Source organism: Streptomyces sp. SPB162, assembly GCF_029504575.1.
Taxonomy (GTDB): Bacteria; Actinomycetota; Actinomycetes; order Streptomycetales; family Streptomycetaceae; genus Actinacidiphila.
Window position 1 is genome coordinate 1,446,096 of record NZ_JAQFII010000001.1, and the last position, 18,224, is coordinate 1,464,319.

General features: G+C 70.6%; 16 protein-coding genes. 5 read left to right on the forward strand and 11 right to left on the reverse strand.

Annotation, left to right across the window (positions count from 1 at the left end):
• Positions 1–41 precede the first annotated feature (41 nt).
• The 3 genes from M2266_RS06685 to M2266_RS06695 are packed head-to-tail and all read left to right on the forward strand — an operon-like array spanning position 42 to position 3,580.
• Positions 42–1,403: a glutamine synthetase family protein gene (locus tag M2266_RS06685; RefSeq protein ID WP_277437314.1), complete on the forward strand. Its 1,362-nt coding sequence runs from the start codon at positions 42–44 to the stop codon at positions 1,401–1,403.
• A gap of 11 nt (positions 1,404–1,414) precedes the next feature.
• A complete protein-coding gene (locus tag M2266_RS06690) occupies positions 1,415–2,782 on the forward strand; it encodes an aldehyde dehydrogenase family protein (RefSeq protein WP_277437315.1) in 1,368 nt (455 codons plus the stop codon).
• Between the two features lie 6 nt (positions 2,783–2,788).
• On the forward strand, positions 2,789–3,580 hold the full coding sequence (locus M2266_RS06695; protein ID WP_277437316.1) for a 3-oxoacyl-ACP reductase: 792 nt from the start codon (positions 2,789–2,791) through the stop codon (positions 3,578–3,580).
• A 63-nt stretch (positions 3,581–3,643) separates the two neighbouring features.
• Here the strand turns inward: M2266_RS06695 and M2266_RS06700 are convergent, their stop codons facing one another.
• The 3 genes from M2266_RS06700 to M2266_RS06710 form a co-directional block, all read right to left on the reverse strand.
• On the reverse strand, positions 3,644–4,282 hold the full coding sequence (locus M2266_RS06700) for a vitamin K epoxide reductase family protein (RefSeq protein WP_277437317.1): 639 nt from the start codon (positions 4,280–4,282) through the stop codon (positions 3,644–3,646).
• 186 nt (positions 4,283–4,468) lie between these two features.
• Positions 4,469–5,731, reverse strand: a complete 1,263-nt coding sequence (hisS, locus tag M2266_RS06705; protein WP_277437318.1) for a histidine--tRNA ligase — start codon at positions 5,729–5,731, stop codon at positions 4,469–4,471.
• An 11-nt stretch (positions 5,732–5,742) separates the two neighbouring features.
• Positions 5,743–6,453 carry an MBL fold metallo-hydrolase gene (locus M2266_RS06710; protein WP_277437319.1) on the reverse strand — a complete coding sequence of 237 codons (711 nt, stop codon included), beginning with the start codon at positions 6,451–6,453 and terminating at the stop codon, positions 5,743–5,745.
• 231 nt (positions 6,454–6,684) lie between these two features.
• Here M2266_RS06710 and M2266_RS06715 point away from each other — a divergent pair, with 231 nt between their 5' ends.
• Both M2266_RS06715 and M2266_RS06720 read left to right on the forward strand, forming a co-directional pair.
• A complete protein-coding gene (locus M2266_RS06715; RefSeq protein WP_277437320.1) occupies positions 6,685–7,536 on the forward strand; it encodes a peptidylprolyl isomerase in 852 nt (283 codons plus the stop codon).
• A 223-nt stretch (positions 7,537–7,759) separates the two neighbouring features.
• Positions 7,760–8,989 (forward strand): DUF349 domain-containing protein, encoded by a 1,230-nt coding sequence (locus M2266_RS06720; RefSeq protein ID WP_277437321.1) that lies wholly within the window; start codon positions 7,760–7,762, stop codon positions 8,987–8,989.
• Between the two features lie 73 nt (positions 8,990–9,062).
• Here the strand turns inward: M2266_RS06720 and M2266_RS06725 are convergent, their stop codons facing one another.
• The 8 genes from M2266_RS06725 to ruvC form a co-directional block, all read right to left on the reverse strand.
• The gene (locus M2266_RS06725; RefSeq protein ID WP_269269506.1) at positions 9,063–11,504 is read right to left on the reverse strand and encodes a bifunctional (p)ppGpp synthetase/guanosine-3',5'-bis(diphosphate) 3'-pyrophosphohydrolase; all 2,442 of its coding nucleotides are present in this window, start codon (positions 11,502–11,504) and stop codon (positions 9,063–9,065) included.
• A gap of 124 nt (positions 11,505–11,628) precedes the next feature.
• Complete coding sequence (locus M2266_RS06730) at positions 11,629–12,189, reverse strand: adenine phosphoribosyltransferase (protein WP_277437322.1); 561 nt, start codon at positions 12,187–12,189, stop codon at positions 11,629–11,631.
• Positions 12,186–13,358: a protein translocase subunit SecF gene (secF, locus tag M2266_RS06735; protein WP_277437323.1), complete on the reverse strand. Its 1,173-nt coding sequence runs from the start codon at positions 13,356–13,358 to the stop codon at positions 12,186–12,188. Before secF ends, M2266_RS06730 begins: the two co-directional genes overlap by 4 nt.
• Positions 13,358–15,118, reverse strand: a complete 1,761-nt coding sequence (gene secD / locus M2266_RS06740; protein WP_277437324.1) for a protein translocase subunit SecD — start codon at positions 15,116–15,118, stop codon at positions 13,358–13,360. Before secD ends, secF begins: the two co-directional genes overlap by 1 nt.
• A 91-nt stretch (positions 15,119–15,209) precedes the next feature.
• Positions 15,210–15,662 (reverse strand): preprotein translocase subunit YajC, encoded by a 453-nt coding sequence (gene yajC, locus M2266_RS06745; protein WP_277437325.1) that lies wholly within the window; start codon positions 15,660–15,662, stop codon positions 15,210–15,212.
• Positions 15,663–15,822: 160 nt separating this feature from the next.
• Complete coding sequence (ruvB, locus tag M2266_RS06750) at positions 15,823–16,899, reverse strand: Holliday junction branch migration DNA helicase RuvB (protein WP_277437326.1); 1,077 nt, start codon at positions 16,897–16,899, stop codon at positions 15,823–15,825.
• A gap of 97 nt (positions 16,900–16,996) precedes the next feature.
• The gene (gene ruvA, locus M2266_RS06755; protein WP_277437327.1) at positions 16,997–17,620 is read right to left on the reverse strand and encodes a Holliday junction branch migration protein RuvA; all 624 of its coding nucleotides are present in this window, start codon (positions 17,618–17,620) and stop codon (positions 16,997–16,999) included.
• Positions 17,617–18,156 carry a crossover junction endodeoxyribonuclease RuvC gene (ruvC, locus tag M2266_RS06760; protein WP_277437328.1) on the reverse strand — a complete coding sequence of 180 codons (540 nt, stop codon included), beginning with the start codon at positions 18,154–18,156 and terminating at the stop codon, positions 17,617–17,619. Before ruvC ends, ruvA begins: the two co-directional genes overlap by 4 nt.
• Positions 18,157–18,224: the final 68 nt, after the last annotated feature.

Here is an 18,224-nt window from a genome sequence, read left to right on the forward strand (position 1 = left end):
CATACCTTAGTGCTTCCGTCCGATCCGAGAGGAACCCCCTCGTGGCAGATCGCACACCCCCCTTGTCCGTCGACGCGCTGCGCGCCCTGGTGGAGGCGGGGAAGGTCCACACCGTCATCCTCGGCTTCGCCGACATGCAGGGCCGGCTGCAGGGCAAACGGTTCGCCGCGCCGTTCTTCCTCGACGAGGTACTGGCCCACGGCACCGAGGGGTGCAACTACCTGCTCGCGGTGGATGTCGACCTCAACACCGTCGACGGCTACGCGATGTCCTCCTGGGAACGCGGCTACGGCGACTTCGCCATGCACCCCGACGTCAGCACCCTGCGCCACGTGCCCTGGCAGGACGGTACCGCTCTGCTCATCGCCGACCTGGCCTGGAACGACGGCGAACCGGTGGTCGCCGCGCCCCGGCAGATCCTGCGCCGCCAACTGGGACGGCTGGCGGACCGGGGCTGGAGCGCCCACGCCGGCACCGAGCTGGAGTTCATGGTCTTCCGCGACACCTACGAGCAGGCGTGGGACGGCGGCTACCGCGGCCTGACCCCCGCCAACCAGTACAACGCCGACTACTCGGTGCTCGCCACCTCCCGCGTCGAGCCGTTGCTGCGCCGCATCCGCAACGAGATGGCCGGGGCGGGTCTGACCCCGGAGTCCGCCAAGGGCGAGTGCAACCTCGGCCAGCACGAGATCGTCTTCCGCTACGACGAGGCGCTCACCACCTGCGACCAGCACACCGTCTACAAGACCGGGGCCAAGGAGATCGCCGCCCAGGAGGGCGCCTCGCTCACCTTCATGGCGAAGTTCAATGAGCGCGAGGGCAACTCCTGCCACATCCACCTCTCCCTGCGCGACGAGGCGGGACGCCCGGTCATGGCGGGCGAGGACGGCGGGATGTCACCGCTCATGCGGCACTTCCTGGCCGGGCAGCTCGCCGCCCTGCGCGACTTCGCCCTGCTGTACGCGCCCAACATCAACTCCTACAAGCGCTTCCGGCCCGGCTCCTTCGCGCCCACCGCGGTCGCCTGGGGCGTCGACAACCGCACCTGCGCGCTGCGCGTCGTCGGGCACGGCGCCTCGCTGCGCCTGGAGAACCGCGTCCCGGGCGGCGACGTCAACCCGTACCTGGCCGTGGCGGGCATGGTCGCGGCGGGCCTGTACGGCATCGAGCACCAACTGGAGCTGCCGGAGGCCTGCACGGGCAACGCCTACACCGCCGACTACGAGCAGGTGCCCGGCACCCTGCGGGAGGCCGCCGGGCTGTGGGCGGCCAGCCCGATCGCCCGGGAGGCCTTCGGTCAGGACGTCGTCGACCACTACGGCAACATGGCGCGGATCGAACAGGAAGCGTTCGACACCGCCGTCACGGACTGGGAGCGGTTCCGCTCCTTCGAGCGGATGTAGGGAAGCAACCCGTGACCGAGCACCACCAGGTACTGAACCCCGCCACCGAAGAGGTCATCGCCACCGTCACGGCGACCACCCCGGAAGGCGTCGACACCGCCGTCGCCGTGGCGGCCAAGGCGCAGCTCGGCTGGGCCGCGCTGGCCCCGGCCGACCGGGCGCGGGGCTTGCGCCGCTTCGCCGCCGAGGTCGACGCGCACGTCGAGGAACTCGCCGCGCTGGAGGTCCGCGAGGCCGGCCACACGCTCGGCAACGCCCGCTGGGAGGCCGGCAACGTCCGCGACCTGCTCGACTACGCCGCCGGCGGAGTGGAACGGCTCAGCGGCCGGCAGATCCCGGTCGCCGGTGGTGTCGACCTCACGTTCCACGAGCCGATCGGCGTCGTCGGCGTCATCGCCCCGTGGAACTTCCCGCTGCCGATCGCCGCGTGGGGCGCCGCCCCGGCGCTCGCCGCCGGCAACGCCGTCCTGCTCAAGCCGGCCGAGACCACCCCGCTGACCGCACTGCGGCTGGCCGAGCTCGCCCTGTCCGCGGGCCTGCCGGAAGGGCTCTTCCAGGTACTGCCCGGCGCCGGTCCGGTCACCGGGACCCGGCTCGTCGAGCACCCGGACGTGCGGAAGATCGTCTTCACCGGCTCCACCGCCGTCGGCAAGCGGATCATGGAGCAGTGCGCCCGGCAGGTGAAGCGGGTCACCCTGGAACTCGGCGGCAAGAGCCCCAACATCGTCTTCGCCGACGCGGACCTGGAACGCGCCGCCGCCGCGGCCCCGATGGCCTTCCTGGACAACGCGGGGCAGGACTGCTGCGCCCGCACCCGGATCCTGGTCCAGCGCGGGGTCTACGAGCGGTTCCTGGAGCTGCTGGTCCCGGCGGTCGAGGCCGTCAGCGTCGGCGACCCGGCGGACCCCGCCACCGAGATGGGCCCGCTGATCTCCGCGGTCCAGCGCGAGCGGGTCCGTTCCCTCGTCACGGACGACCTGCCGGTGGCCGCCCGCGGCAGTGTCCCCAAGGGGCCGGGCTTCTGGTACCCGCCCACGGTCCTGGCCCCGGTCGGCGCCGCCACCCCCGCCGCCACCGAGGAGATCTTCGGCCCGGTCGCCGTCGTGCTGCCCTTCGAGGACGAGGCGGACGCGCTGCGGCTCGCCAACGCCACCCGCTACGGGCTGTCCGGCTCGATCTGGACCCGCGACCTCGGCCGGGCCCTTCGGATGTCGCGCGGGGTCGCGGCGGGCAATCTGTCGGTCAACAGCCACAGCTCGGTCCGCTACGCGACCCCGTTCGGCGGCTTCGGCGAATCCGGCCTGGGCCGGGAACTGGGCCCCGACGCCCTCGCCGCCTTCACCGAGACCAAGAACGTCTTCATCAGCACCGAGGAGTAGCAGCGCATGTCAGAGCCAACCACCACCGAAGTCTGCCGCCGCCTGGTCGGCCGTACCGCGGTCATCACCGGCGCCGGCAGCGGCATCGGCCTGGCCACCGCCCGCCGCTTCGCCGCCGAGGGCGCCAACGTCGTGGTCGCCGACATCGACGAGGGGTCGGGCAAGGCCGCCGCCGAGGAGGTCGGCGGGATCTTCGTGAAGGTCGACGTGACCGACCCCGAGCAGGTCGAGGCGCTGTTCAAAACGGCGTACGACACCTACGGATCGGTCGACATCGCCTTCAACAACGCCGGGATCTCACCGCCCGACGACGACTCGATCCTGACCACCGGCCTGGATGCCTGGCGCCGGGTCCAGGACGTCAACCTGACGTCCGTCTATCTGTGCTGCAAGGCCGTGCTGCCGTACATGCAACGGCAGGGCCGGGGCTCGATCATCAATACCGCGTCCTTCGTGGCCAAGATGGGCGCGGCCACCTCGCAGATCTCCTACACCGCGTCCAAGGGCGGGGTCCTGGCGATGACCCGCGAGCTGGGCGTGCAGTTCGCCCGTGAGGGCATCCGCGTCAACGCGCTGTGCCCGGGGCCGGTCAACACCCCGCTGCTGCGGGAACTGTTCGCCAAGGACCCGGAGCGCGCCGCCCGCCGGCTCGTGCACATCCCGGTGGGCCGCTTCGCCGAGCCGACGGAGATCGCCGCCGCGGTGGCGTTCCTCGCCAGCGACGACTCCAGCTTCATGACGGCGAGCGAGTTCCTGGTGGACGGCGGCATCGGCGGGGCCTACGTCACCCCGCAGTAGCCGCCATGGCCGCCCGGTCCCGCCGGGCCCCACGACGGGTGCGGCGGGACGGCGCGCGGGCTCTCAGACGAGCGACTTCCAGTACGACCACCAGCGGGTCAGGATCAGCATCACGATGATGCCGTACCAGAGCACCGGCACGACCCAGTGGAACTCCAGGACCGCGGTGCGCACCCCGGCGGGGAGCCGGATGATGTCGTGCTTGATGTTGTGCACGGCCGTGTACCAGAAGAGCGCGATGGTGACGACCCAGGCCAGGCAGCACCACAGGCACAGCGAGTTGATGCTGTAGAGCGACTGGTACTGCAGCCACGTCACGAACCCGACGCCGAACAGGGTGCCGGCCTGCAGGCCGAGCCAGAACCAGCCGCGGTAGCGGGCGCCCGCGAGCACGCCCACGCCGATGCAGAGCACGATCGGGTAGGCGATCATGCCGATCATCGGGTTCGGGAAGCCGAACGCGTGCGCCTGCTCGCTCTTCATGATGTTGCCGCAGGAGATGATCGGGTTCAGGCTGCAGGCCGGAACGAAGTTCGGGTCCTCCAGCAGCTTGAACTTGTCCTCGGTGATCACGAAGGACGCGAGCGTCCCGAGCGCGCCACAGATGATCAGCAGCCACGCGAAGGCACGTCCCGCGCCGATGGTGCCCCTGGTCTCGCGGTCACCGTCGGTGATTGTCTGGTCGAGCGCCGAAGTCGTCATATCGCCGTTCCGTAGATCCGTCGTTAGCCCGCGCGGCTTTCATTGTGCACCAGTGGAAGGGCCCGCCGGTGCCCGGAGGTCCATCGAACGGTGGACACGGAAGGGTCCTCCTGGTCATCCCCGACGGCGACCCGGACATGGCGAGGGGCCCGGACGGCGTCTGCTGTCCGGGCCCCTCGCCATCGTTCAGGCCAGCTTCTGCCGGAGCGTGGCGAGCAGCGCGTCCAGGGCGACCGGTGACTGCTCACCGCTCTGCATGTCCTTGAGTTGGACGATGCCTTCGGCGAGGTCGCGGTCACCGGCCACGATCGCGAAGCGGGCGTTGGCGCGGTTCGCGGACTTCATCGCGTTCTTCAGGCCCTTGCCGCCGAACGCGAAGTCCGTGGCGATGCCCGCCCGGCGCAGCTCGGTGACCGTGCCGAAGAGCGCGCGGCGCGCCTCCTCGCCGAGCGGAACGGCGAACACGTCCGTCGTCGCGGGCAGTTCGAGCTCGACGCCCTCGGCCTGCAGCGCCAGCACCGTACGGTCCACGCCCAGCGCCCAGCCGACGGACGGCAGCGCGGGGCCGCCGATCATCTCGGACAGGCCGTCGTACCGGCCGCCGCCGCCCACCGCGGACTGCGAACCGAGTCCGTCGTGGACGAACTCGAAGGTGGTGCGGGTGTAGTAGTCGAGGCCGCGCACCAGCTTCTCGTCGTCCTCGAACACCACGCCCGCCGCCGTCAGCAGCTCGCGCACCTGCTCGTGGTAGGCCTTGCACGCCTCGCAGAGGTAGTCGCGGAGCACCGGCGCGCCGGTCAACTGCTTCTGCACCGCGTCGCGCTTGTCGTCGAGCACGCGCAGCGGGTTGATCTCCGCCCGGCGCACGGTGTCCTCGTCCAGGTCGAGCCCGGCCAGGAACTCCTGGAGCGCGGCCCGGTAGACCGGACGGCACTCCTTGTCGCCCAGCGAGTTGAGCAGGATCCGGAAGTTCCGCAGTCCGAGCGTCCGGTACGCCTGGTCGGCGAGGATGATCAGCTCGGCGTCCAGCGCCGGATCCTCCATGCCGATCGCCTCGGCGCCGACCTGCGAGAAGTGCCGGTAGCGGCCCTTCTGCGGGCGCTCGTAGCGGTAGTACGAGCCCGAGTACCAGAGCTTGACCGGCAGGTTGCCGAGCTTGTGCAGGTTGTTCTGCAGGGCGGCGCGCAGCACGGAGGCGGTGCCTTCGGGACGCAGCGCCAGCGTGGTGCCGCCCTTGGTGGTGAGGGTGTACATCTCCTTGCTGACGATGTCGGTGGACTCGCCGACGCCGCGGGAGAAGAGTTCGACCGCCTCGAACCCCGGGGTCTCGATGTAGCCGTAACCCGCCCGCCGCAGCGGGGCGGAGATGGCCTCGCGCACCGCGAGGAAGACCGCGGAATCCGGCGGGGTCAGGTCGTAGGTGCCTTTGGGGGCCTGGAAAGTACTCACAGCAAGCCTGGTCACAATCCTCGTCGCGGAGCCGGCGAACCGGCTCCGAAGCCGCGGGCCGCTTCCCCCAGGTAGGGGTTGGCGGCGCGCTCGCGGCCGATGGTCGTCTGGGGGCCGTGGCCGGAGAGCACCACGGTCGAGTCGTCGAGCGGCAGGCACACGCGGGCCAGCGACTCCATCAGCTCGTCCGCGGCACCGCCGGGCAGGTCGGTGCGTCCGACGGAGCCGGCGAACAGCAGGTCGCCCGAGAAGAACACCGACGGGATGTCGGAGGTCTCGGGGAGCCTGAAGGTCACCGACCCCTTCGTATGGCCCGGCGCGTGCGAGACGGTGAACTCCAGGCCGGCGAGTCCGAGGGCGGCGCCGTCCGTCAGCTCCCTGACGTCGTCGGGTTCGCCGATCGTCAGCTCGCCCAGGAGTTGCTGCCCGATGGAGCGCCCGAGGGCCTTCTCCGGATCGCTCATCATGTAGCGGTCCCGGGGGTGGATCCAGGCCGGGACGTCATGGGCCCCGCAGACCGGCACGACGGACGCCACATGGTCGAGGTGCCCATGGGTGAGGATGACGGCGACGGGCTTGAGGCGATGCTTGGCGAGCGTGTCCTCGACGCCCTGGGTCGCTTCGTGACCCGGGTCGATGATCACGCACTCCTCACCGGCGGCGGGGGCGACCAGATAACAATTGGTCCCCCAGGCCCCGGCGGGGAACCCGGCAATAAGCACGTTCGTCCTTCTGTCGTCCGCGGAGGTGTCGGCAGTTAGCGAGCCTACCGGCGCGGGAGTGGCCGGAGCGAACCCGTATCGTCCCCGCGGGGCGCCCGCCCGTACCGTGCGGGTACTGGACTGCGGGCCGGGTGGGGCGCGAAGATTCGCCGCACGCGGATTCACGTTGGACAGGACGTCGACGACAGACGTCGACGAGAAGACTGAAGCAGAAGACCGGGAGACGGCGAAGTGGTCACCAAGGAACAGCGGCGGCGACAGCTCGCCCGAGAGAAGTTCGAGCGGCAGCAGCAGCGCAGGACCCTGGAGCAGTCCAAGGCCCGCCGGCGCAACGCCGTGGTCGCGGCCGTGGTGGCCGTCGTGGTCGCCGCCGGTGCCACGGCGTACGCGACCGGCAGCCTGGACGGCAAGGACAAGCCGAAGACGGACGCGGCCGCCAGTGGCACGCCGTCGGCCACGACGCCGCCCCCCAAGGCGCCGGACCCGTGTGCCAAGCCGAGCGCGGGTACCCCGGGCAAGCAGCAGTGGAAGACCGCGCCGGCGATGGACATCGACAAGAGCGCCAAGTACTCCTTCACGCTGCAGACCACCTGCGGTGACATCGCGATGACGATGGACGCCGCGAAGACCCCGGCCACGGTGAACTCGTTCAAGTTCCTCGCCGACAAGGGCTTCTTCGACCACACCAAGTGCCACCGGCTCACCGCCGAGGGCATCTACGTCCTGCAGTGCGGTGACCCCACGGGCACCGGCCACGGCGGCCCGGGCTACACGATCCCGGACGAGAACCTCAAGGACCCGGCCGTCGCGAAGGGCACCTACCCGGCGGGGACGCTCGCGATGGCGAACCAGTACAGCGCCCAGACGGGCAGCGGCCGGAATTCCGGCAGCAGCCAGTTCTTCCTGGTCTACAAGGACAGCCCGCTGCCGGCCGACTACACCCCCTTCGGCACCATCGGCGCCGACGGGATGAAGGTGCTGCAGAAGATCGCGGCGGCGGGCGCGGCAGCCGCCGACGCCCAGGGGACCACCGCGCCGAACGCGACCGTGGTGATCAACAAGGCAGTCGTCAAGCAGTCGTGAACCCCTGATGAACCGGGTCCCGGCGGTAACGATCCGCCCCGTGGTCGCGAGCACGCTCATTACCACGGGGCAGGTCGTAATCTCGCGTGTGCTGGATGCGGACAGCCGGGGCGCCGGTCGCCTATGTTGGCGTTGGACCGGTCAGGGCGCAGCCCGGCCGGAAGAAACTGTGAACGATGCCGGCGAGCCGTACAACGGCCGGGCATCACGTGGAGGAGGCGCTGTGAGCAGCGACCCATGGGGCCGCGTCGATGAGACGGGGACCGTGTACGTGCGTACGGCCGACGGGGAGCGGGAGGTCGGTTCGTGGCAGGCGGGGTCTCCGGACGAGGCACTGGCCTACTTCGAGCGCAAGTACGAGGGGCTCGTCGTCGAGATCGGCCTCCTCGAGCGGCGGGTGAGGACCACCGACCTCGCGGCCAAGGACGCACTGACCGCGATCGAACACCTCCGGGCGTCGGTCACCGAGGCGCACGCGGTGGGCGACCTGGCGGCGCTCGCCACGCGGCTGGACGCGCTCGTCGGGCTGGTGGAGGCGCGCCGCGAGGAGCGCAAGATCGCCAAGGCCAAGGCGACCGACGAGGCCAAGGTGGCCAAGGAGGAGCTGGTCGCGGAGGCCGAGGGGCTGGCCGAGAGCGAGCAGTGGCGGACCGCGGGCGAGCGGCTGCGCGCACTGGTGGACACCTGGAAGGCGCTGCCGCGCCTGGACCGCAAGGCCGACGACGAGCTGTGGCACCGCTTCAGCCACGCCCGTTCGGTCTTCTCCAAGCGGCGCAAGGCGCACTTCGCGTCGTTGGACTCCCAGCGCGAGGATGCCCGCCGCGTCAAGGAGAAGCTGGTCACGGAGGCGCTGGCGCTGGCGAACTCCACCGACTGGGGTCCGACGGCCGCCCGCTACCGCGAGCTGATGACGGAGTGGAAGGCGGCGGGCCGCGCGCAGCGCGAGTCCGAGGACGACCTGTGGAACCGCTTCCGCGGCGCCCAGGACCAGTTCTTCCAGGCCCGTACCGAGGTCTTCAACGAGCGCGACTCCCAGGAGCGGGAGAACCTCGCGCTCAAGGAGGAGCTCGCCATCGAGGCCGAGAAGATCCTTCCGGTGACGGAGCTCAAGGCGGCCCGTGCGGCGTTCCGCGCGATCAACGAGCGCTGGGAGGCCATCGGCCACGTGCCGCGCGACGCCCGGCCCCGGATCGAGGCCCGGATGCACGCGGTCGAGCGCGCGATCCAGGACACCGAGGAGAACGAGTGGCGCCGGACGAACCCGGAGGCGCGGGCGCGCGCCGCGGGTCTGACGGGCCAGCTCCAGGCGGCCGTCGACAAGCTGCGTACCCAGGCCGAGGCCGCCAGGGCCGCGGGCAACACGTCGAAGGCCGACAAGCTCACCCGTGAGCTGGAGGGCCGGCAGGCCCTGCTGGACCAGGCCCTGAAGGGCCTGGAGGAGTTCGGCGGCTGAGCAACCGAGCCACACGCGAGCGGCCCCGGTACGGAATTCCGTATCGGGGCCGCTCGCGTGTGTACCCAGAGCACTAGCGCTGGCGGCCGGAGGTGACGCGGTAGACGTCGTAGACGCCCTCGACGCCGCGTACGGCCTTCAGGACGTGTCCCAGGTGCTTGGGGTCGCCCATCTCGAAGGTGAAGCGCGAGGTCGCGACCCGGTCCCGGGACGTCTGCACAGCGGCGGACAGGATGTTGACGTGCTGGTCGGACAGCACCCGCGTGACGTCCGACAGCAGCCGCGACCGGTCCAGCGCCTCGACCTGGATGGCGACCAGGAAGACGGACGACTGGGTGGGCGCCCACTCGACCTCCAGGATCCGCTCGGGCTCCTGGGACAGCGACTCGATGTTGACGCAGTCCGTGCGGTGCACCGAGACCCCGCTGCCCCGGGTGACGAAGCCGATGATCGGGTCGCCCGGCACCGGGGTGCAGCAGCGGGACAGCTTGACCCACACGTCGTCGACGCCCTTGACGACCACGCCGGGGTCGGCATTGGCGCGCCGCTTGGAGCGGTTGCGCGAGGGGGTGGTGACCTCCTCGATCTCCTCGGTCGCACCTTCCTCGCCGCCGAGCGCGTCGACCAGTTTCTGGACGACGGACTGGGCGGTGATGTGCCCCTCGCCGATCGCCGCGTACAGCGCGGAGATGTCCGGATAGCGCATCTCGTGCGCGAGGGTGACCAGCGAGTCGCCGGTCAGGACCCGCTGGATCGGCAGGTTCTGCTTGCGCATCGCCCGCGCGATGGCGTCCTTGCCCTGCTCGACGGCCTCCTCGCGGCGCTCCTTGGAGAACCAGGCGCGGATCTTGTTCCGGGCGCGCGGGGACTTCACGAAGCCCAGCCAGTCGCGCGACGGGGCGGCGCTCGCGGCCTTGGAGGTGAAGACCTCCACCAGGTCGCCGTTGTCGAGCGTCGACTCCAGCGGGACCAGGCGGCCGTTGACCCTGGCCCCTATGGTGCGGTGCCCGACGTCGGTGTGCACCGCGTAGGCGAAGTCCACCGGGGTGGCGCCGGCCGGCAGCGCTATCACGTCACCCTTGGGGGTGAAGACGAAGACCTCGTTCTGCGAGAGGTCGAAGCGCAGCGACTCCAGGAACTCGCTCGGGTCCTCGGTCTCCTTCTGCCAGTCCAGGAGTTGCCGCAGCCACGCCATGTCGTTGACCGCGTTGCTGCCGGTGGCGCTGTCGCTCTTGCGGGGGGTGTCGGTGCGTACCTTGGAGGCGCCGGAGACCGGATCCTGCTTGTACTTCCAGTGCGCGGCGATGCCGTACTCGGCGCGGCGGTGCATGTCGAACGTTCGGATCTGCAGCTCGACGGGCTTGCCGCTGGGCCCGATGACCGTCGTGTGCAGCGACTGGTACATGTTGAACTTGGGCATCGCGATGTAGTCCTTGAACCGCCCGGGCACCGGGTTCCACCGCGCGTGGATGGTCCCGAGCGCCGCGTAGCTGTCGCGGACGGTGTCGACGAGGACGCGGATCCCCACCAGGTCGTAGATCTCGGCGAAGTCGCGACCCCGCACGATCATCTTCTGGTACACGCTGTAGTAGTGCTTCGGGCGGCCGGTGACGGTCGCCTTGATCCGGGCCGCGCGCAGGTCCTGCTGGACCTGGTCGGTGACGACGGCCAGGTACTCGTCGCGCTTGGGGGCGCGCTCGGCGACGAGCCGCACGATCTCGTCGTACATCTTGGGGTAGAGGATCGCGAAGGCGAGGTCCTCCAGCTCCCACTTGATGGTGTTCATGCCCAGCCGGTGCGCCAGCGGGGCGTAGATCTCCAGCGTCTCGCGGGCCTTCTTCTCCTGCTTCTCCCGCTTGAGGTACCGCATGGTGCGCATGTTGTGCAGGCGGTCGGCGAGCTTGATGACCAGGACGCGCGGGTCCTTGGCCATCGCCACGACCATCTTGCGTACGGTCTCGGCCTGCGCGGCCTCGCCGAACTTCACCTTGTCGAGCTTGGTGACGCCGTCCACGAGGAGCGCGACCTGGTCGCCGAAGTCGCGGCGCAGCGCGTCCAGGCTGTAGTCGGTGTCCTCGACGGTGTCGTGCAGCAGCCCCGCCATCAGCGTGGCCGGGTCCATGCCCAGCTCGGCGAGGATCGTGGTGACCGCGAGCGGGTGCGTGATGTACGGGTCGCCGCTCTTGCGCTTGACCCCGCGGTGCCAGCGCTCGGCGACCTGGTAGGCGCGCTCGATCTGCCGCAGCTGCGCGGTGTCGCCCTTCGGGTCGTTGCCCCGGACGATGCGCAGCATCGGCTCCAGCACCGGGTTGTACGGGCTGGAACGCTGCACACCGAGCCGGGCGAGGCGGGCACGGACGCGGTTGGAGGAGCCTGCGGCGCGCGACGGTGTCGCGCCACCTGGGGTCCGTGCGGGCCGGACGGCAGGCGTCGGCGGCTCGGGAGCGGCTCCGTTGCTCCCGGCGGGGGTTTCGTCCCCGCCTTCGGCGTCGAGCGGCTGGGCCTCGTCTGGCAAGAGCACTCCTCACGCGGGTTAGAGCACCCATGGTATCGATCTGTGGCAGGAGGCGGGCGCCCGGTGGTTCCGGGCGCCCGCCTCCGGGCCGTGCTGGGTGCCGCGGGCCGCTGGGCCCGCGGTGTCAGACGATGATCAGCGCGTCCAGCGGGGCGCCCGCGAGGACGGTGGAGAGCCGTTCGCGACCTCCGAGGAAGCCGAGCTCCAGCAGGACCGCGACCCCGGCCACCTCCGCGCCGGTCCGCCGGATGAGCTCCAGCGAGGCCTCGGCGGTACCGCCGGTGGCCAGCACGTCATCGATGACCAGGACCCGGTCGCCGGCGGCGAGGGCGTCCTGCTGCACCTCTATCTCGGCGCTCCCGTACTCCAGCTCGTAGCGCTGCGACAGCGTCGCGCCGGGCAGCTTGCCCGCCTTGCGCACGGGCACGAAGCCGAGGTGGGCGCGCGCCGCCGCGGGGGCGGCGAGGATGAACCCGCGCGCCTCCAGGCCGGCGACCTTGGTGGCGCCGTGGCGCGCGCAGAGCACGGCCAGGGCGTCCACCAGGGCGTTGAACGCGTCGGGGTCGGCCAGCAGCGGGGTGATGTCCTTGAACATCACACCCGGCTGCGGGTAGTCCGGGACATCCCGGATCCGGCCCAGCAGCTGCTCGCGCAGCGCTTCGGCCGCTGCCGCGGTCGCCGTCACCGCCGCTTCCCGGAAGGCCGGTTCTTGCTGCGGTTGCGGGCGGCGGCGCCCTGCGGACGCTGGCCGACCACACCGCCGGCGGCGGCGCGGTCGCCGTCCTCCGGCTCGTCGTCCGCGTCGGCGGCCTCGGCGGCGGCGACGTCCTCACGGGCCCGCCGGTCCTCGTCCGCCGGGTCGACACCCTTGGCGGCGTCGGCCTTGCGCTTGGCCAGCACGCGCTTCTTGAGGGCCTTGAGCTCCGGGTCGCGCTCCTTGAAGTCCGCGACCAGCGGGGTCGCGATGAAGATCGAGGAGTACGCACCGGCGGTGAGGCCGACGAAGAGCGCGAGCGCGATGTCGTTGAGCACACCGGCCCCGAGGATGCCGCCGCCGATGAAGAGCAGGGCGCCGACGGGGAGCAGCGCGACGACCGTGGTGTTGATCGAACGCACCAGGGTCTGGTTCAGGCTGCGGTTGGACAGCTCGCTGTAGGTGAAGCGGGTCTGCTTCGTGATGCCGCGGGTCGTCTCCTTGAGACCGTCGAAGACGACGACGGTGTCGTAGAGGGAGTAACCGAGGATCGTGAGCAGACCGATCACGGTGCCCGGGGTGACCTCGAAACCGACGATGGCGTAGACGCCGACGGTGATCGTGAGGTCGTGGATCAGGGCGATGAGGGCGGCGATGGCCATCCGCCACTCGAAGGCGATGGCGAGGTAGATCACCACCAGGATCATGAAGATGATCAGGCCGGTGAAGGCCTTCTTCGAGATCTCCTCACCCCAGCTGGGGCCGACGATCTGCGCGTCGATCTTGGTCGCGTCCAGGCCGAGGTCGGTGGCGACCTTCTCCTGGATGCTCTTCGACTCCTCCGTGGAGATGTCGCTGACCTGGATCCGCACGCCGCCGGTGCCGAGCTTCTGCACGGTGGCGACGTGGCCGCCGGTGTCGCCGGCGATCTTGTTCTGCACTTCGGTGACCGAGTACGACGTCTTCGGGGTCGTGAAGACCGCGCCGCCGGAGAACTCGATGCCGAGCTTGAGGCCGTTGATCGCCAGGCCGGCGATGGCCACGATCGTGATCAGGATCGAGACGCCGTACCAGAGCCTGCGCTTGCCGACGAAGTCGTAGGCGATCTCGCCACGGTGCAGCCGGTGTCCGAGCTGTCCGAGGTTGCCGAGCTTGGACATCAGGCCTCCTTCGTCTCGGTGCTCGTCCTGCGGCGGACGCGGCGGATGGGGGCCTGGACGCCCAGGCCCTTCGGGTCGAGTCCGGACCACTTGTGGCCGTTGGCGAAGAACTTGCGGCGGGCCAGGATCGTCATGAGCGGCTTGGTGAAGAGGAACACCACCACGACGTCGAGCAGCGTGGTCAGACCCAGGGTGAACGCGAAGCCCTGGACCTTGCCGACCGTCACCGCGAACAGCACGGCGGCGGCGAGGAAGGACACGAAGTCCGACACCAGGATGGTGCGCCGGGCGCGCGGCCAGCCGCGGGCCACGGCGGGCTGCAGGGAGCGGCCCTCGCGCAGCTCGTCACGGATCCGTTCGAAGAAGACGATGAACGAGTCCGCGGTGATACCGATGGCGACGATGGCTCCGCAGACGGCCGGCAGGTTCAGCGCGAAGCCGATGGCCGGGCCGAGCAGGGACATCAGCGTGTAGGTGAGCGCCGCCGACACCAGGAGGCTGACGATCGCGACGAGGCCGAGGCCCCGGTAGTACGCCAGCATGTAGAGCACGACCAGCGCGAGGCCGACGGCGCCCGCGATGAGGCCACCTCGCAGCTGCTCGCCGCCGAGCGCGGCGGAGACCGTGGTGACGTCCTGGATCTGGAAGGACAGCGGCAGCGAACCGTAGGACAGGACGTTCGCCAGGTTCTGCGCGGACGTCTGGGTGAAGCTGCCGAAGATCGTCGCGCTGCCGCCGGGCAGGGCCTGCGAGACCGAGGGCGCCGAGACGACGTTGCCGTCGAGGTCGATCGCGAACTGGTTCAGCGGGGCCTGCTGGGTGGCCAGCTGGGTGGTGACCTTGGTGAACTTCTTGGCGCCACCACCGGTGAAGCTGAGGTCGACGACCCAGCCGTTGCCGGACTGGGTGTCGAACTTCGCACTGGCCTTGGAGACGTCCTTGCCGTCGAGGACGGCCGGGCCGAGCGCGTACTTGTACCAGATCTTGTCTTTCTTCTCACCGCGCTCGCCGCAGCCGATGACCTTGTTCTCAGGCTTGACGCCCTGGTTCGCCGCCAGGCGCTGCTTCGGGTCGTTGCAGTCCAGGACGGTGAACTTCGCCTGCAGATCGGCCGGAATCGTGCTGTCCAGCGTGCCGGCCGCGGGCGCGCTGGGCGCCGGCGTCGGGGTGGGCGCCTTGGCGGGGGCGGCCTTCAGGCCGTCGGTGACCGCGCGGCCCTGGGTGGTGACGCTCGACGAGGGCTTGGCCTGCGGCGGCGTGCTCGTCTTGCCCGTCGGGGTCGGCGAGCTGCCCGCCTTGCCCGTCGGAGTCACGGACGGGGAGGGCGTCGCCGGCGGCGTCTTGACGGCCGGGGGGTTCGCCTGCTCGGCGAGCACCTGCCGGAAGAACAGCTGGGCGGTCTGGCCGACCTGCTCCTGCGCCTGCTTGGGGTCGGTGCCCTTGGGGATGTTGACAATGATGTTCTTGTCGCCCTGGGTCTGCACCTCCGCCTCGGAGACACCAAGACCGTTGACACGCTGGTTGATGATGCTCACAGCGGTGTTCATGTTGGTCTTGTTGACCGCGCCGGCCTGGTCGCTCTTGGCGGTCAACGTGATGCTGACACCGCCTGCGAGGTCGATACCCAGTCGCGGAGTCGTGTTGTGCGAGAGGAACATCGTCCCCGTCAACGCCACGAGCGCGATCAGGATCACGGCCAGTGCGCGCCCGGGGTACCCCTGACTCCCCGAGGACCTGCGGCCCTTCTTGGGTGCTGCCACCTTCTTGTATCTCCCTGTCCAACCAGCCCCCGGGACCTGCGCGCCCGTGGGGTGGCCACGAAGTGATGTGAGAGTCCGGACCGACGCGCCCTTACTTGGGGTCGGTGCCGTCCTTCTTCGGCTCGTCCTCCGTCTTGCTCAGGTCGATGCGCTCGTCATCGGCGGCCTCGGACGTCACGACGTCCTCGTCGTGGACCGCGTCCTGGTCGTGGACCGCGTCCGCGTCGACGTCCTCGGAGCCGTCCTCCGGCTCCTCCGGCTCGATGCCGTGCACGATCCGGTCGTACTCGGCCTGGTCGAGGACGGCGCCGATGGAGTTCTTGGCGAAGTGCGCGTGCACCCCGTCGGCCAGCTCCAGGAGGACCGTGTCCTCGTTGACTTCCTTCACCACGGCGTACATGCCGCCGATGGTGCGGACACCGGAGCCCGGTTCCATCTGGTTCCGCATCGTCGCCGCCTGCCGCTGCTTGTTCTTGGCAGATCGGGTCATGAGGAACATGGCACCGATAAGGATGATGAACGGGAGGAGCAAGCCGATACTCACGATTTACAACGTTCCTTCGCACGGCCGCGGTGGCTGGCCTGATCTACGGGGGTGTATGCCGATCCGGAGGAAGGGCGTCGGCGGAGTCTAAGCGAGTCCTCGCCGGTGAAACAACGCCCAGCATGGCACTGGGGTTCCTGGGGGGCGAGTCCCCGTGCCGTCACGGTCCGAACAGGCCACCCTGGCCGGGGCCCGCGGGCTGCTGGGGCGGGACCAGTCCGAGGTGCGTCCACGCCGCCCGGGTGGCCACCCGGCCACGGGGGGTACGCGCCAGCAGACCCTCGCGGACCAGGAACGGCTCGGCGACCTCCTCGACCGTCTCGCGCTCCTCGCCGACGGCGACCGCCAGTGTCGACAGCCCGACCGGGCCGCCGCCGAACAGCTGGAGCAGGGCGCGCAGCACGGCCCGATCCAGCCGGTCGAGGCCGCGACCGTCCACCTCGTAGACCTCCAGGGCCTGGACGGCGATCTCGCGGGTGATCCGGCCGTCGGCCCTGACCTGCGCGTAGTCCCGGACCCGGCGCAGCAGCCGGTTGGCGATGCGGGGGGTGCCACGGGAGCGGCCGGCGATCTCCGCGCCGCCGTCCGTCTCGATCTCGACGTCCAGCAGCCGGGCCGAGCGGTGGATGACGCGCTCCAGCTCGGCGGGGGCGTAGAACTCCATGTGGCCGGTGAAGCCGAAGCGGTCGCGCAGCGGGGGCGGCAGCAGGCCGGCCCGGGTGGTGGCACCGACCAGGGTGAAGGGCGGCAGCTCCAGCGGGATGGCGGTGGCGCCGGGGCCCTTGCCGACGATCACGTCGACCCGGAAGTCCTCCATCGCCATGTAGAGCATCTCCTCGGCGGGCCGGGACATGCGGTGGATCTCGTCGAGGAAGAGCACCTCGCCCTCCTGGAGGGAGGAGAGGATCGCGGCGAGGTCGCCCGCGTGCTGGATGGCCGGGCCCGAGGTGATGCGGATCGGGGCGCCCATCTCGGCGGCGATGATCATCGAAAGGGTGGTCTTGCCGAGACCGGGCGCTCCGGAGAGCAGGACGTGGTCGGCGGTGCCGCCGCGCTTCTTGGCCGCTTTCAGCACCAGGTCCAGCTGCTGCCGCACCCGTTCCTGCCCGACGAACTCCTCGAGGTCCTTCGGCCGCAGCGCGGCCTCGACGGCCTGGTCCTCACCGTCGGCGTCGGAGCCGACCAGCCGGTCCGGCAGGTCACCGGCGGTGGGGGGTGCGGGCTCGTCCCAGTTCATGTCGGACTTTCGGGTCGTCGGTCAGGGGTCGTCGGTCAGGGTCGGTGGGTCGGCGCGTCGGCGGCGCGGCGGTCGCGTCAGGTGCGGCCGCAGGCACTCAGCGGGTGCGGTTCAAGGTCTGCAGGGCCGCGCGCAACAGTGCGGACACGTTGGGCGTCCCGCCCTCCGCCAGCTCCGCCTCGGCCCGCGGTGCGACCGCGGAGACCGCTTCGTCCGCCTCGCGGGTCGCGTAGCCGAGGCCGATGAGCGCCGCGTGCAGCTGGTCGCGCCAGGAGGCGCTGACCGGGCTGCCGATCCCGCGGTTCGCCCCGGGGCCGACGGGCTCGCCGAGCCGGTCCCTCAGTTCCAGCAGGAGTCGCTGGGCGCCCTTCTTGCCCACGCCGGGCACGGCGGTGAGCGCCTTCTCGTCGCCGGTGGCGACCGCGACCCGCAACGCGTCCGGCGAGTGCACCGCGAGCATCGTCTGCGCCAGGCGCGGGCCGACGCCGCTGACGGTCTGCAGCAGCTCGAAGACCAGCCGCTCGTCGTCGTCCGCGAAGCCGTACAGGGTGAGCGAGTCCTCGCGGACGATGAGCGAGGTCGAGAGCCTGGCCTGCTGGCCGGTCCTGAGGCCGGCGAGGGTGCCCGGGGTGCACAGGACGGACATGCCGATGCCGCCCACCTCGATGACCGCGGCGTCCGGGGCGAGTGCGGCGACCGGGCCGCTGACGAAGGCGATCATGCTCGGGGCTCCTGGATTCGTTTCGGCCGGTGGGCGGCGATGGCCTGTTGGAGGCGGTTGGTGGCGGTACCGCGCCAGATGTGGCAGATGGCCAACGCCAGCGCGTCCGCGGCGTCGGCCGGCTTGGGCGGGGCGTCCAGCCGCAGCAGCCGTGTCACCATGGCGCCGACCTGGGCCTTGTCCGCCCGTCCGCTGCCGGTGACGGCGGCCTTGACCTCGCTGGGGGTGTGCAGATGGACGGGGAGTCCGCGCCGGCTGGCGCAGAGCATCGCGACGGCGCTGGCCTGGGCGGTGCCCATGACCGTGCTGACGTTGTGCTGGCTGAACACCCGTTCCACCGCGACGACTTCGGGCTGATACTCGTCCAACCACGCCTCGATGCCGCGCTCGATGAGGACGAGGCGGTGGCCGATCTCCGCGTCGGCCGGGGTGCGCACCACGCCGACTCCGGCCATCGTCAACGGCCGCCCCGGAACGCCGTCCACGACTCCGATGCCGAGCCGGGTCAGCCCCGGGTCCACGCCGAGTACCCGCACCCCGTCACCCCTCAAGCCCTGTCGGTCAACTGTTCCTGCAGGTTAGCCGTTCCGACTGACAACGCCGC